The 13,588-nt window shown below is 42.9% G+C and carries 13 protein-coding genes and 2 tRNA genes; 2 read left to right on the top strand and 13 right to left on the bottom strand.

Annotation, left to right across the window (positions count from 1 at the left end; translation table 11 throughout):
* Positions 1–58: 58 nt before the first annotated feature.
* Entirely contained in the window at positions 59–1,732 is a 1,674-nt protein-coding gene (locus tag WC676_02725; GenBank protein ID MFA5059519.1) for an AAA family ATPase, read from the top strand.
* A 3-nt stretch (positions 1,733–1,735) separates the two neighbouring features.
* A complete protein-coding gene (locus WC676_02720; GenBank protein MFA5059518.1) occupies positions 1,736–2,614 on the top strand; it encodes a hypothetical protein in 879 nt (292 codons plus the stop codon).
* 4 nt (positions 2,615–2,618) lie between these two features.
* On the opposite strand, the gene purN is transcribed toward WC676_02720, so the two are convergent.
* From purN to WC676_02655, 13 genes are all read right to left on the bottom strand, one after another.
* A complete protein-coding gene (purN, locus tag WC676_02715; GenBank protein MFA5059517.1) occupies positions 2,619–3,224 on the bottom strand; it encodes a phosphoribosylglycinamide formyltransferase in 606 nt (201 codons plus the stop codon).
* Positions 3,225–4,496, bottom strand: coding sequence for an MFS transporter (locus WC676_02710; GenBank protein ID MFA5059516.1), 1,272 nt, complete (start codon positions 4,494–4,496; stop codon positions 3,225–3,227).
* A 51-nt stretch (positions 4,497–4,547) separates the two neighbouring features.
* Positions 4,548–6,458, bottom strand: a complete 1,911-nt coding sequence (locus WC676_02705) for a tetratricopeptide repeat protein (GenBank protein ID MFA5059515.1) — start codon at positions 6,456–6,458, stop codon at positions 4,548–4,550.
* Between the two features lie 37 nt (positions 6,459–6,495).
* Positions 6,496–6,568 (bottom strand) — tRNA-Thr (locus tag WC676_02700).
* Between the two features lie 48 nt (positions 6,569–6,616).
* Positions 6,617–6,689, bottom strand: a tRNA-Phe gene (locus tag WC676_02695).
* Positions 6,690–6,779: 90 nt separating this feature from the next.
* The gene (locus tag WC676_02690; protein MFA5059514.1) at positions 6,780–7,205 is read right to left on the bottom strand and encodes a DUF3568 family protein; all 426 of its coding nucleotides are present in this window, start codon (positions 7,203–7,205) and stop codon (positions 6,780–6,782) included.
* 107 nt (positions 7,206–7,312) lie between these two features.
* The gene (locus WC676_02685) at positions 7,313–9,724 is read right to left on the bottom strand and encodes a sodium-translocating pyrophosphatase (GenBank protein MFA5059513.1); all 2,412 of its coding nucleotides are present in this window, start codon (positions 9,722–9,724) and stop codon (positions 7,313–7,315) included.
* A gap of 188 nt (positions 9,725–9,912) precedes the next feature.
* Entirely contained in the window at positions 9,913–10,569 is a 657-nt protein-coding gene (locus WC676_02680; protein ID MFA5059512.1) for an HAD family hydrolase, read from the bottom strand.
* A 4-nt stretch (positions 10,570–10,573) separates the two neighbouring features.
* Positions 10,574–11,170: a DUF502 domain-containing protein gene (locus tag WC676_02675; GenBank protein MFA5059511.1), complete on the bottom strand. Its 597-nt coding sequence runs from the start codon at positions 11,168–11,170 to the stop codon at positions 10,574–10,576.
* Between the two features lie 23 nt (positions 11,171–11,193).
* A complete protein-coding gene (locus tag WC676_02670) occupies positions 11,194–11,364 on the bottom strand; it encodes a hypothetical protein (GenBank protein MFA5059510.1) in 171 nt (56 codons plus the stop codon).
* Positions 11,365–12,321, bottom strand: a complete 957-nt coding sequence (locus WC676_02665) for a lysophospholipid acyltransferase family protein (protein MFA5059509.1) — start codon at positions 12,319–12,321, stop codon at positions 11,365–11,367.
* Positions 12,322–12,366: 45 nt separating this feature from the next.
* Positions 12,367–12,849, bottom strand: a complete 483-nt coding sequence (locus WC676_02660) for an adenosine-specific kinase (protein MFA5059508.1) — start codon at positions 12,847–12,849, stop codon at positions 12,367–12,369.
* Positions 12,850–12,868: 19 nt separating this feature from the next.
* Positions 12,869–13,588: a response regulator gene (locus WC676_02655; GenBank protein ID MFA5059507.1), complete on the bottom strand. Its 720-nt coding sequence runs from the start codon at positions 13,586–13,588 to the stop codon at positions 12,869–12,871.

The raw sequence follows: 13,588 nt of genomic DNA, 5'->3' as shown, positions 1-13,588 counted from the left end.
CGCCAAAAAATATCGATCCCTTTAAAACGCCAAAAAACCGGCGAAAGGACTTAACCGCATGAAAAAGAATAAATTGTCCGTCCTCTTTAAGCTCTACTGGGTAAAAATCGCCATCATTGCCGGGCTATCCTCTATTCTTCTTATCCTGATCCTAATGATCTATTTTGGGAGCAAAAGCTTTTTAGGGATGGAGTCTTTCAGCAAAAATCAATTGATGGCCCAAATGTCCATTTATTTGGTGATCTTTATGCTGGGCGGCGTTGTACAGGCCTTTATCTTTGCTTTCGTTAATATGTATTTTGTGGCCGGAGGCGGATTTGCCAAAATCGGCCAAGAAAGAATTAAAACCGCCAAAGTCAACGTCAAGTGGAACGAAGTCATCGGGATGGACCAAGTCAAAAAAGAAGCTTGGGAACTTGTCGAGCTTTTAAAAGACCGCCGTATGCTAAAAGCTATCGGCGGAAAGATCATTAAAGGGACAATGCTGGTAGGCCCGCCGGGATGCGGGAAAACTTACCTTGCCAAAGCCATTGCCACCGAAGCCGGACTTCCCTTTTTATCGGCGGTGGGAAGTGAATTTGTGGGGATTTTTATCGGTGTCGGATCTCAAAGAATTAGAACTCTCTTTAAAGAAGCCCGTGCTTTAGCTGACATTGAAGGCGGATGTATTATTTTCATTGATGAAATTGATTCTTTTGCCCGGCCGCGTATGGCCGATAAAGGTTTTGGCGGCGGAACGATGGATCATAACGCGACCATCAATCAATTTCTTACAGAATTAGACGGTTTGCGGCAGAAAGAAAATAACATTGTCGTCATTGCCGCCACCAATGTTCCCGAAGAAGAACTTGACCCGGCGATTATGCGGGCCGGCCGTTTCGACAGAAAACTTTATGTCGGCCGGCCCAACCTCAAAGAACGCAAAGACCTCTTTGAGTTCTATCTCTCCAAGATCAAGGCCGATACCGCCATTAATACGAAGATCTTATCTCAGAAAGCTTTGTGGTTTTCTCCGTCGGACATTGAAAATATGGTTCGGGAAGCCGCCATTGTTGCCTTGCGCAACAAAAGAGAGACCGTATCCATGAAAGACCTCTCGGAATCCTATGACCGCGTTATTTTTGGATTAAGATCTAACGTGCAGTTGAGCGAGAAAGAAAAAATTTGGGTAGCCTATCATGAAGCCGGCCATGCCATTATCAGCTATTTAACACATCCAACAGATGATGTCATTAAGGCAACTATTATCCCACACCGCGGTTCTTTAGGATTTGTAGCCCATCACCCCGCCGAGGAGATCAATATTCACAGCAAGGAATATTGGCTGGCAACGATCAAGGTTTGCTTGGCAAGTTATGCCGCCGAACAAATCAAATTTGGGACAACCGGCAGCGGTGTGGCTGGAGACTTCCAGACCGCCATGCATTGCGCTCATGATATGGTTTGGCGTTTTGGCATGGGCCGCTCAGGGAAAATCGGAGATTTCTACGCTTTCTCAAATTCCTCAACGTCCTCTTTTCTTTCCGAGGAAATGAAGACAACTCTCAATAACGATGTCCAGGAAATCCTCAACAGCTGTCTTAAGGAAGTTACCGGTATCTTAAGCGAAAAAAGAGAGCTTTTGGAATATTTCGCTCAAGAACTTATCAAAAAAGAAGAATTAGAATACGACGAGATCGAATCTATTTTCAATAAATTCGACCTTAAGCCGCTTTCTCGCGGCAAAATATAATTTATGGCTATTTTTAGAAAATTCATCCCCATTGGATTCTTTTTCTTATTTGTTGTTTGCGCCGGTTGCAGTACCAAAGAAGCCAATTACCTTCCCTCGCAAGCTCAGCAACAATTCTTGAAAATCTCAAGCGAAGAATACAATCTTTCCCCTGTCTTAAAAACAGCCGGAAAAACTCTTTGGGTCTATTTGCCTTTAGATCAAGAGATCCTCTCCATTAAAGCCGGCCAAAATCAATCGACAAATTCTGCCTCCGTCGCACAGTTTTCTGTTCAATATATCAACGGAAAGCTGGATGATAAGAACTTTCTATTCGAATATGACATTATTCCAGTGACAAGATCTTCCGCGAATAATAGCAGCATCACCACCGTTTACACGGAAGAATTCACTAAAAGTTATCAAAATATCCTAAGCACCATTGGCCGCGTTTATTTTAATACGCAACAACCGCCGGATTTTATCGTCTTGGTCATCGCCGATATAAGGAATGGATTGGAAGTTAAGAATACTTTTCTTTTGGAAGATTTTAAGAAATATCAGACGCAGATATTACCATACGAGGAATATATTCAAAGAGTTTTAACCGAATCTTCCGGAAATCCGCTGATCAAAGATGATAAACAGGGCGATCATCTGGGGCCGCAAGATATCATCTGGCCGAATTTTCTAGCACAACAAATCGTTAACCGTATCAAATTCAAATATACGCAAAGCGACTTTAAGCCGCAAAATGCCCCTTCGGATGAGATCATCAAGATAGCCGCCCACGTTATTCAAACCTACCAATTCGAAGATTTTCTAACGGTTGAGCTTCGCGACTTACGCCAAGAAAAAAGTTATTCGTTCGGAAAGTCTTTGATAAACGAGATCAAGGAATAGGATTTTAAGCGGTTTTTACTTTTCGCCCCGATGCAGATATCTTGTCTCTGACAAAAAGACTGATCGCCTGAGGATAGAGCTTGTGTTCCACGCGATGGATCTTTTCTTCTAAAGTTTCAAGGGTATCTTTGGGCGAGACTTTCACTTCTTGCTGCAGAATAATAGCTCCGTTATCAACTTTTTCATCAACGAAATGCACCGTTACCCCTGTCACTTTCACTCCATGATCAAAAGCGTCTTTGATGGCGTGCGCGCCTTTAAAGCTGGGTAAAAGCGCGGGATGCACATTAAGGATGCGATCGCGGTATTCATTGATAAAAACCGCGCTTAAAATGCGCATAAATCCGGCTAAAACAATAAAGTCGATCTTTTCATCTTTCAAATGTTTAATAACTTCCCGGTCAAAACTTTCGCGGTCCGGAAAATTTTCTGAAGACACAACAAGAGTTTTGATATTCGCTTTCTTGGCGCGCGTAAGCGCGTAAGCGTTGCTTTTGTCCGACACAACCAAGGCTAAACGCGCTTTAATACTTCCCTTTTTAACAGCACGAATGATCGCTTCTAAATTGCTTCCATGACCGGACGCAAAAACCGCAAAGTTTTTTAACATTTATGCTACTCCCGGAATTTTCTGGTTTTCCCGATGCCGTAAGATCCCGACAAAACCGATCATAACAAAAACCGAACCTGACGCAACTAAGATCCAAAAGGCATCAATATATTCACTGGCCGCCGCGCTTAGAAGCATCGTCAAAAGAAACGCTAAATGCATAACAATTTCCAGAGAACTAAAAACCTTTCCTAGCATTTTTGCATCACCAACTTGATGCACGATCGTATTAGCCGCAATGACGATAGGCCCGACCACCAGGCCCAGAATAAATGCTAAGGCGATCGCTAAAATACGGTTTGTAAAATGTTCCACCGCGATAGAGAAAGCTAAAAGCGCTAAGCCGCCCAAAATAAGACAAAAGAAGATGGTCTTGAATTGCGAACTCTTTTCTCCCCAGCGCCCGTAAAGAAGCGACCCGACAAAAAGCCCGATCCCTAAAAATACCGCCAAGATCCCCAGATCTTTGGTGACCGTATTAAACGCATTTTGAACGAAAACAATAATAACGATATAAATAGCCCCGGCCGCCGCGAAAAGAAGAAACATCATACTGGCAATAAAACGGATCTCTTTATGCTGCAGAAAGTACAAAACTCCTTCTTTGATCTCTCCGATAACAGATTTTTGAATAACACCGACGACTTCTTTTCCCAGCCCCAATAATTCGTCCCGGTTAATTCTTAGCTTCGGCTTTCCGTTCATTTTAAAAACAAGAAGCCCTGAAATGAAAAACGTTACCGCCCCCGTGACAAATCCTCCGTCAGCGCCGATTTTCTCAACGATAAATCCGCCCACCGCGCAACCTAATACAAAAGCGATCATGCCGGTCGTGTTGATTAAGGAATTGGCGATAAGCAAATTTTTCTCTTCCACCAAGTCAGGAATAATAGACATCTTGGCAGGGACATAAAAGCGGCTCAGGCAAAACGCGAGAAAAACAACAATATAAATAGGGATCATCGATCCCTTCATCATAAAAACAAGCGGAATGCTCAAAATAAAAAGCCCGCGCAAAAAATCACAGATAAAAAGAGTGGTCCTTCTGTCCCAGCGGTCCACATAAACACCGGCGATAGGCCCGACGATAAAAACAGGGATGATGGTAAATGATAAGATTTTCGCCAAGTGTATTGCCGAACCGGGCTTAAGTCCAGCCACCAAGCCGATCAAGGCCATTTGGTTGACGCGATCGCCAAATTGCGAAATGATCTGCGCCAGCCAAAGGCAAAAGAAATCTTTATTTTTCAGGTTTTCAAAAAATTTGTCCATTGCATTACCGCTTATTGATGTTTGAAAATTGAAACTTATTATATCACTTTCTTACTTTTCCTGACTACGGCCATTTTGAGTTTCTGGCAGAGCCAAGCCGGGGCGGATGCTTTCTTTGAGGGCAGCCTCAGACTTCTGAGGCTGCCCTAATTTTTCATAGATCAAAGACAAATACGAAAAGGCCTGATAATCCAGATCTTCTTTCGGTTCCGTTTTGAGGCTGACAGCTTTTTCTAGCCAAAAAGCGGCATCGTCAAATTTCCCTAAAATAGCGTAGCCGGTTCCCAAATTAAAAAGAGCATTCTTAAAATTCGGGTCAAGAGCGACAGATCTTTTGTATTCCTCAATAGCCTCCGGCATCTTTTCGGTCTTTGAATACACAACACCAAGACTGTAATAAAGTTTGGGATTTTCGGGATCTTTTTCTATATCCTGCTTATATCGACGGGCGAGAAATTCATAAGTTGCGCGAAGGTTTTTTTTCAATAGATCGGCCTCAGGCCCCGCATTTTGGATCTTCTCATATTCCCCGATACCATCCCAGTAAAGCCCCTGGTCGCAAAGAGCTTTGCCGAGCGCAATGCGGCTAACGACGCTATCAGGATTTATCTCCAAAGAGTTCTTAAAATAATCTCCCGCGTCTTTGAATAACCCTTTTCGCGCGTGGATGATCCCTAAATTTTGCTGGATCTGGAAACTATTTGGATTGTAGCGAATACTTTCCTTAAGCATCCGGATCTCATCTTTGACATAAATGTTTTGTTTGATAGTTATCAAGAAAAAAAACATCAGCAGTCCTGAAATGATAACGATCCAGGAAGACTTTGAAATGATCTTAAGATCTACGGTCTTGGGAATGATGTTTTTAAAAAGAAACACGAGGGAGGCAAAAATAGCGATCGAAGGGACATAAAGAAAATGTTCAAAGGTGGCAATGTAACCGGGCTGAGGGCCAACACCGCCGATAATTTGCGAGACAGGCAATAACTCTATCCAAAACCAACATAAAAAGAATTTAAAGTAGTTGGGCATCCTTCGCCAATATCGAAATACAACAAAGCCCACCACAAAAAAGAACGCTAAGGTCAGAAGAAACTCTATGTTAACAAAATCGGTAAAAAGCTCTTTGGATCTTAAGAAATAAAGATCGACCGGAAATAAGAATAATCTTAAATGGGTAATGACGCTTCTTAAAAATGTCGTAAATGCAAAAACTTCCTGACCTTTGGGCACGCGAAATATTTCGGTGATCCCCAACATCTGCCGCAAAAGAAAGTACAAAGCTAAGATGATAAAAAACGGTAAAGCCCATTGCAATAATTCACGAAATGTCTTTTTTGATCTGTCGGCCAAAAAGAAAATATAGGAAACGACCAAAAACGGCAATACGGCGGCTATTTCTTTGCACAATAAAGCCAGCGCGAACAACAGCAAAGAAAGAACATAAAGCGCTATTTTCTTCCTGTCGAGAAATAGGCAAAAACTGAAAAAAGCGCTCAAATAAAAAAAGGAACATAACAAGGAAGATCGTCCGGCAACGTTAGATACGCTTTCCCACTGGATAGGATGGATCGCAAAAAGCAGAGAAACGAAAAAAGCTATCACAAGATCTTTGAAGAAATACCGAAAAAGAAAAAAGACGATTAGCGCATTCGCTATGTGCAGGAAAATATTGTTTAAATAATACGGTAAAGGATTGAGTCCAAAGAAATGGTATTCCGTCATGAAACTTAAATGGACCAAGGGGCGGTAATACGAATGGTCGATCTCAAAAAATCCTTTTTTAAAGATCTTCCCGATATTAGAGAAGCTTCGGATATCCGCATTGTCGACGATACATCCGCGATCGTCGATCTGCCGGAAGGAAGCGCCCAAAATAAAAGAATACGCCGTAAAAGTTAAAGCAATAACGATCGCGATCAGCCATCCGGTTTTAAAAGAATCTTTTCGGAAGAAATCCACGACAGCCTTTCTATTACTTTTTAACGATGAAATTTTAAGCTGGCGAGAGGAATTGAACCTCCGGCCTGCGGTTTACGAAACCGCTGCTCTACCAACTGAGCTACGCCAGCATTTTATACTTTTAAGGAAAAGTTCAACGAGGGGATGATCAAAAGAAGTGCCGAGACCCAGACTTGCACTGGGGACGCCAGGCTTTTCAGGCCTGCGCTCTACTACCTGAGCTATCTCGGCAATAAATCTTTTTTTAGGCGTACCAATTCTAGCAAACTTTATGCAGATGTCAATTATGTTATCTTTAAGGATTGTCACACCCCTGCCAACCTATTCATTGGCTCGGTTAACGATCTTGATAAAGATATTCTGGGCATTCGCGATGCTAGGGAAAAGGGCCTTGCGGGCTTTTACTTTGACTCTGATGGTTGAGGAAGTAAGCTGGGTAACATGAACTGTGATTTTCGCGCCGTTGACAATACCGGAGATCCTTCCCAGTTCCTGACTTTGCGAACTGATCGTTCCCATAATAGAAACAATGTCAACCGCCGACTGCCAAACGGTTTCAAAATCCTTTTCTGTCTCACCCTGAATTGTATCTTGACTAATCGCATAACCACCGGCCGCAGCGATGCTTCCTATAATTAAGGTGGCGCAACCGCTCAGCGACAAGCTCAACGATACAATTAATACCGCAATTCCTAAACGACAGCGCCTTAAAAACACTTTTCCTATCTGCCTTTCGTTAAATGACAAAATGATCTTTTCTAAAATCGTAAAAATATTCTAACAGGAGCCTATAACCCTGTCGAGAAATTTTAGACAAACCAACCGCGACAACATCACTGATAAGATTTCCCTCTTTAATCCTTTGAGGTCGCAATGCGCATATCGTAAAATGAGCGAAGCACAAAGAAAACGGAAATAGCAAAAAACACACCTGCTAAAACCGAATTCATCGTCCGGCTTAATTGAATAGCAATTTCAATGGCTAAAAGCCCAAAGAGAGTCGTGAACTTGATGATCGGATTAATCGCCACCGCCGATGTATCTTTAAAAGGATCACCGACCGTATCGCCGATAACCGTCGCGGCATGAAGTTCCGTTCCCTTTTCACGCAGTTCAACTTCAACAACCTTTTTGGCATTATCCCAAGCTCCGCCGGCATTCGCCATAAAGATAGCTTGGAAAAGCCCAAAAAGCGCGATGGAAATCAAATATCCGATAAAAAAGTACGAATCAAAACAAGCAAATGCCAAGGTGCTGAACAAGGCCGCCAAGAAAAGATTGACCATTCCTTTTTGAGCGAACTTTGTGCAAATTTCAACAACCTTTTTACTATCTTCCGTTGAGGCTCTTTGAACGCCTTCAAGTTTTATATTTCCCTTGATAAACGCAACCGCGTGATAAGCGCCGGACGTAACCGCGTGAATGGTGGCTCCGGTAAACCAATAAATAACAGCCCCACCCGCCATCAGCCCTAAAAGAAACGGCGGATATAGAATAGAGAGTTTATCAATATTATCAACTAAACCATTTGTCAGAAGAACAATAATGGAAAAGATCATCGTTGTAGCGCCCACAACCGCTGTGCCAATCAAAACCGGCTTGGTGGTCGCCTTAAACGTATTACCTGCCCCGTCATTGGCCTCTAGAAGATATTTGGATTTTTCAAATTGCGGTTCAAACCCAAAATCCCTTTTGATCTCTTCTTTGATATTGGGAATTGTTTCGATCAAAGAAAGCTCATAGATCGATTGGGCATTATCCGCCACCGGCCCGTAAGAATCTACGGCAATGGTGACCGGCCCCATCCCTAAAAATCCGAACGCCACCAAACCGAAAGCGAATACGGAAGGTGCTAACATCAATTGATCTAACCCTAACATACTTACCTGATATGAGATCCACATTAAAAATAAAATCGCAAATCCCATCCAGTAAGCGCTGAAGTTTCCCGTCGTTAAACCTGCTAGGATGTTCAGGGAAGCTCCGCCCTTACGAGAAGAATTGAGGATATTTCTCACATAGGCTGAATCGGTCGACGTAAAGATCTTGACCGCTTCAGGGATGATCGCGCCCGCCATTGTCCCGCAGGTAATGATCGACGCTAATTTCCACCAGATCGTCCCGTCACCTAAAGGCGCGATCAAAAGATACGAAACGCCGTATGTCAAAGCAACCGATACCAAAGAGGTGATCCAAACAAGAGAGGTCAAAGGTACTTCGAAATTCATTTCTGTTGCCTGGCTGTATCGCGCCTTAGAGATCATGTCATTGATCCAATAAGAAAGGCCGCTAGCGATGATCATCACTAAGCGCATGACAAAGATCCACGCCAAAAGCTGCGCCTGTAAAAGCGGCCCGTGAACGGCCAATAAAATAAAGGTGATCAGCGCAACGCCCGTAACACCATATGTTTCAAAACCGTCAGCCGTCGGCCCGACAGAATCACCGGCATTATCTCCCGTACAATCGGCAATAACGCCAGGATTTCTGGCATCGTCTTCTTTAATATTGAAAACGATCTTCATCAGATCAGAACCGATATCGGCGATCTTAGTAAAAATACCGCCCGCCAATCTTAAAACCGAAGCACCCAATGATTCACCGATGGCGAAACCGATAAAACACGGGCCCGCGTATTCGGGATTAATGAAAAGCAAAATACACAACATAACAAAAAGTTCGGTTGAAATAAGAAGCATACCGATGCTCATCCCGGCTTTTAAAGGAATGGCACTGACCGGAAACGGTTTACCGGATAAGCTGGCAAAGGCCGAGCGCGAATTGGCAAAGGTATTAATGCGCATCCCGAACCACGCCACAAAATAACTTCCGGCAATACCAACCAAACTGCAGATAAGGATAATAACGACTTTGTTGGCTTCAAAATGCCGCAACCAACCAAAATAAGCCACGATCACAATGCCGATCAAGGCCTCCAAGATCAAAATAAATTTTCCCTGCGTGATCAAATACGTTTTGCATGTTTCAAAAATAAGCTCGGAGATCTCATGCATCGACTTATGGACAGGCATCTTCTTGATCTGGACATACTGCACCATACCAAAAATAAACCCAAAAATACAGATCCCTATCCCCCACGTCAACATGGTGCGCCCATCGGTATTCAAAAATGTCGCCGTGCTTAGATCAGGAACGATCATATCGGCTTCACTGGCAAAAACAGACGGAGCAATCGTCAAAAGGGCGGCGCAAACAATGAAAAAAATGAAAGCGGATATACCCCATTTAATTTTTTTGCTGTTCATTAGTAACCTTCCTCTTTTTTTAGAAAATAGTTCTAAGCTGATTGTCACTTTTATTTAAAACGGCGCGTTTAATGCCCTTTTGTCGGGCTTTTGCCATGCCGTGCTCTTTTAGAACGCCACTTGAGTTTTCCTCTTCTTTTTCTTTTTCCCATTACATTCTCCTTTCAAGATTGATAATCAAAAAGTTTTTAACCGGCCGCGCCGTCTAAGATCTTTTTTAATTCGCCGACGTGATCGATCAGACGAAACGGCTTTAATTTTTGTAATTCTTTTTTTGTGTTTGATCCGGTCGCAACCGCGATCGTTTTGATCTTGGCTCTTTTCCCGGCTAAGACATCAACCGTCATATCGCCCACATAAACCGCTTCTTGAGGGCGAAGAGAGAACCTATTTAAGGTCTTTAGCAAAATATCCGGATGCGGTTTTGACCTTTTCATTTTATCGCCACAAAGAATATAGTCAAACCAATCTTTAACTTTAAGATGTTCCAAGATAATGTGCGTGAACTTGGTCGGGCGATTACTGGCGATCGCTAAACGATATTTTTTCTTTTTAAGATACGCCAACAAGTCTTTCGCGTGAGGCAAAAATTTCGTCTTTTGGCGTAAAGAAGTCTTATGGTCCTTGCGGTAGATCCGTAAAGCCATAGAAATATTTTTATCGCCGACAAATGGTTTTAATAAATTCTTATCGCCCCAGCCGACCGCACGATGGATAACCGTGCTTTTTTGCGTTGGTAAATTCAACTTGCGCATCGTCAAGTTAAAACTGCGCACGATCGCCGGATAAGCGTCTACCAATGTTCCATCCAAGTCAAAGATCACCAGCTTAATATCTTTTAGCATGCGCTCATTCAGGATTAACAACACCATCGGAAACAAAGAATTTAACTGCCTGTTCAACCGTCATATCCGTCAGAATAACTTCATCCTTGGGGATAATGACCACAAACCCGGAAAACGGGCTTGGCGAAGTGGGAATGAGGACATTGCAAGTTTCTTTTCCGATTTTTTGGCAAATGCTTTTAGCGGAATCATTCATCAAAAACCCCAGTGAATAGGCGCCTTTGCGCGGATATTCGACCAAGACAACCTGTTTAAACGCCGGCCTTTCATGGGAAAAAAGAAACAAAGCAATTTCCTTCATCGCAGGGTATACCTGCCTAAAAAACGGTAATTTTAAAAGTTGTTTTTCGAACCAAGGATAAAGCTTTTTTCCCAAAAAATGCGTAGTTACAAACCCGATCGAAAATATCAGAAGAATAAAAATAAGAATGCTTGTTCCGTTAAAATAAAATCCAAAAATATTGATGAAGATCGGCTTGATGGCTTTTCCCAAAAACCCATCAATAAAATTAAAGGTGAGAATGATAAGATAAACGGTCAGCATAATCGGTAAAAAGATCGTTAAACCGTATATAAAATAACGCTTTAATTGTTTTTTCATAGATGGCCTACCTTAAATAAGGGTTAATCTTTAACCAACACAAGGATCAAAATTCCCGCCAATGCCAGGACAATTCCCACCATGCCACGAAACACGCTAACAACATCTTGCCAAAATGTCAAGACGAGCCCGATCCCGATCACAAATACCGTGAAGCCTCCCACAAAAAATAGAATATTCTTCTTAACATTCATTTATACCATTACCTCCGTTGAGGTTGGATTTTGCGCCTCAGACGCCGGGCGGCTCTTCCACCTTCGATGCATCCATCCCCACTCTTGAGGATATGCCGTGATGTAGCGTTCGATCACTTGAGTAATGCGCGCCGTATTGATGAAGATCGTATCCGCACTGTCTTTTCCTTCTTGTAGATAAAGCGGCGGATCAATGATGATCTTATGCGTATCATCTTTTTGACGGATCACAAAGATCGGCAAAAGCGGAGCGCCCGCCCGCATCGCGAAAATGACCGGCCCTGTCGCGGTGGCTGCTTTTTGTCCGAAGAAATCAACAAAAACTCCACCCGCACTGCCAAAATTTTGGTCCAACGGAATGAACAGAAATTCATTATTGCGCAACACTTTCAAAGAATTATTCACGCAATCTTTTCTGGGATGACTGTAGATCGTATTAAGCCCCAACTTGGTACGTAAAGCAAAAAAGTATTCCTCGATCTTTTGATCGCGAGCCGGACGAATGATCGCGTTCGTTTTATACCCTTCCTGGGCAAAACGCAAAAGCATGAGAGGAAAATTCCCAAAATGAGCGCTGACGGCAATAACACCGTTACCTTGGCGCAGCGCCGCGTCTAAATATTCTTTTCCTTCAAATTGAACACGCTGCTTGATCATCTTAGGATGGCCCATAAAATAAATAAGCTCGATCATCCCTCTTCCAAAATTCTCAAAACAATCACGGGTAATTTTCTTTATTTCAGCTTGGGTCTTTTGCCGGCCAAAGGCGATCTGAAGGCTTTCGGCGGCGATCCGGCGCTGACGTACTGCACAACGAAAACCGATGGCAATAAAAAGATGTGTTAAGAGCCTTACGAAGGGATACGGCAGGCGATTGAGGACCGCCGAGGAAACATAGAGGCTATTTCGCGCAAAGTCCCTTTTAAATGTTTTTATTCGGTCATTAATGCTCATCATAATAGGAGAATAATAGCGATTTTTAGGAAGGTGTAAAGCTAAAAATTAACGCTTATACCCAAATTTGCGCAAAAGATCTTTACGCCATTTGATATCCTTTTCATCTTCAATGCCTTTAGGTTTTGACCCGTCAATGACACCTAGGATCCCTCGGCCAAAACCGTTATCGGCAATGATCACCTCCAATGGATTCGCCGTGGCCGCAAAGATCGTGCATACCTCAACAACACTCTTGATCTGATTTAAGATATTGATCGGAAATCCGTTCGACAGCATAATCACAAAACTATGCCCGGCGGATAAATTCATGGCATTATCGACAGCTAGTTTCTTAAGCGCCTCATCATTGCCTTCCGCGCGGATCTTGCAATCTCCCGAAGCCTCGCAAAACGCCAACCCAAATTTTATTTGCCCGGCCGCCGAAACGATCGCTTCATAGAGATCTTCCACGGTTTTAATAAAATGGGCTTGCCCGATAATAACATTCACATCTTCAGGTTTATTGATCTTAACGGATTTGATGTCCATGACCTTGCTCCCTGTTGATTTAAATTCCAAGTATCCTGCTAATGTCAGCAAAAAGTTTCTTGGAATCGATCGGCTTGGTGATATGCGCCACCGCCCCGGCTTCCTTCTCGGCTTGAACATCGTCGGGAGAATCTTTGGCCGTTAGGAAAACAACCGGAATATCTTTCGTTTTTGGGTCTTCCTTTAATTCTTTGCAAACCTGCCGCCCCTTTTTCCCCGGCAAAATAACATCCAGCAGGATCAAATTGGGATGCCTTTTTCTCGCTAATTCTAATCCTTGCTCGCCTGTTAAAGCGGTTACAACATCAAATCCCTTTGAAGTAAGATTTACTTTCAGCAGTTTGAGCAAGCCACGGTCATCATCGATTGCAAGAATGGTCCCTTTGGGCTGGATCAGCATTTTCTGGAAATATTTCTTTACGCCGGAAAGATTAAGGAAGAAAACCGTTAAGACCAATGGCATAACGATCGCGATAAATGAAAGTGGCGTAATGTGCTGATTCAGCAGCGCGATGAAGTTAAACGCGTACGCGTAAAATACGATCAAAAAAAAGCTTAAGAAAAATAAGATCTTCCGGGCCCATTCTTGCAAGAATAAAAGTCCGACGCTACTGATCACAAAAACCCAGGAAACAGCCGTCAGCCAAGGATTAAGCCCTTGATATTGCAAAATAATTTTCCCATAGGCCAAGAAAAGCCCGCAGGATAAAATAACAATACTGATAGGAGGTTTCTTCAT

It is taken from the genome of Candidatus Omnitrophota bacterium, assembly GCA_041649175.1.
Classification (GTDB): Bacteria; Omnitrophota; Gorgyraeia; order Zapsychrales; family JBAZNR01; genus JBAZNR01.
Note: the sequence above shows the minus strand (reverse complement) of the source record. Positions and strands in the feature narration are given on the sequence as shown.

Coding starts and splice junctions, on each gene's coding strand:
- WC676_02725 (MFA5059519.1), top strand. CDS start 59: ATGAAAAAGAATAAATTGTCCGTCCTCTTTAAGCTCTACTGGGTAAAA.
- WC676_02720 (MFA5059518.1), top strand. CDS start 1,736: ATGGCTATTTTTAGAAAATTCATCCCCATTGGATTCTTTTTCTTATTT.
- purN (MFA5059517.1), bottom strand. CDS start 3,224: ATGTTAAAAAACTTTGCGGTTTTTGCGTCCGGTCATGGAAGCAATTTA.
- WC676_02710 (MFA5059516.1), bottom strand. CDS start 4,496: ATGGACAAATTTTTTGAAAACCTGAAAAATAAAGATTTCTTTTGCCTT.
- WC676_02685 (MFA5059513.1), bottom strand. CDS start 9,724: ATGAACAGCAAAAAAATTAAATGGGGTATATCCGCTTTCATTTTTTTC.
- WC676_02680 (MFA5059512.1), bottom strand. CDS start 10,569: ATGCTAAAAGATATTAAGCTGGTGATCTTTGACTTGGATGGAACATTG.
- WC676_02675 (MFA5059511.1), bottom strand. CDS start 11,170: ATGAAAAAACAATTAAAGCGTTATTTTATATACGGTTTAACGATCTTT.
- WC676_02670 (MFA5059510.1), bottom strand. CDS start 11,364: ATGAATGTTAAGAAGAATATTCTATTTTTTGTGGGAGGCTTCACGGTA.
- WC676_02665 (MFA5059509.1), bottom strand. CDS start 12,321: ATGATGAGCATTAATGACCGAATAAAAACATTTAAAAGGGACTTTGCG.
- WC676_02660 (MFA5059508.1), bottom strand. CDS start 12,849: ATGGACATCAAATCCGTTAAGATCAATAAACCTGAAGATGTGAATGTT.
- WC676_02655 (MFA5059507.1), bottom strand. CDS start 13,588: ATGAAGAAACCTCCTATCAGTATTGTTATTTTATCCTGCGGGCTTTTC.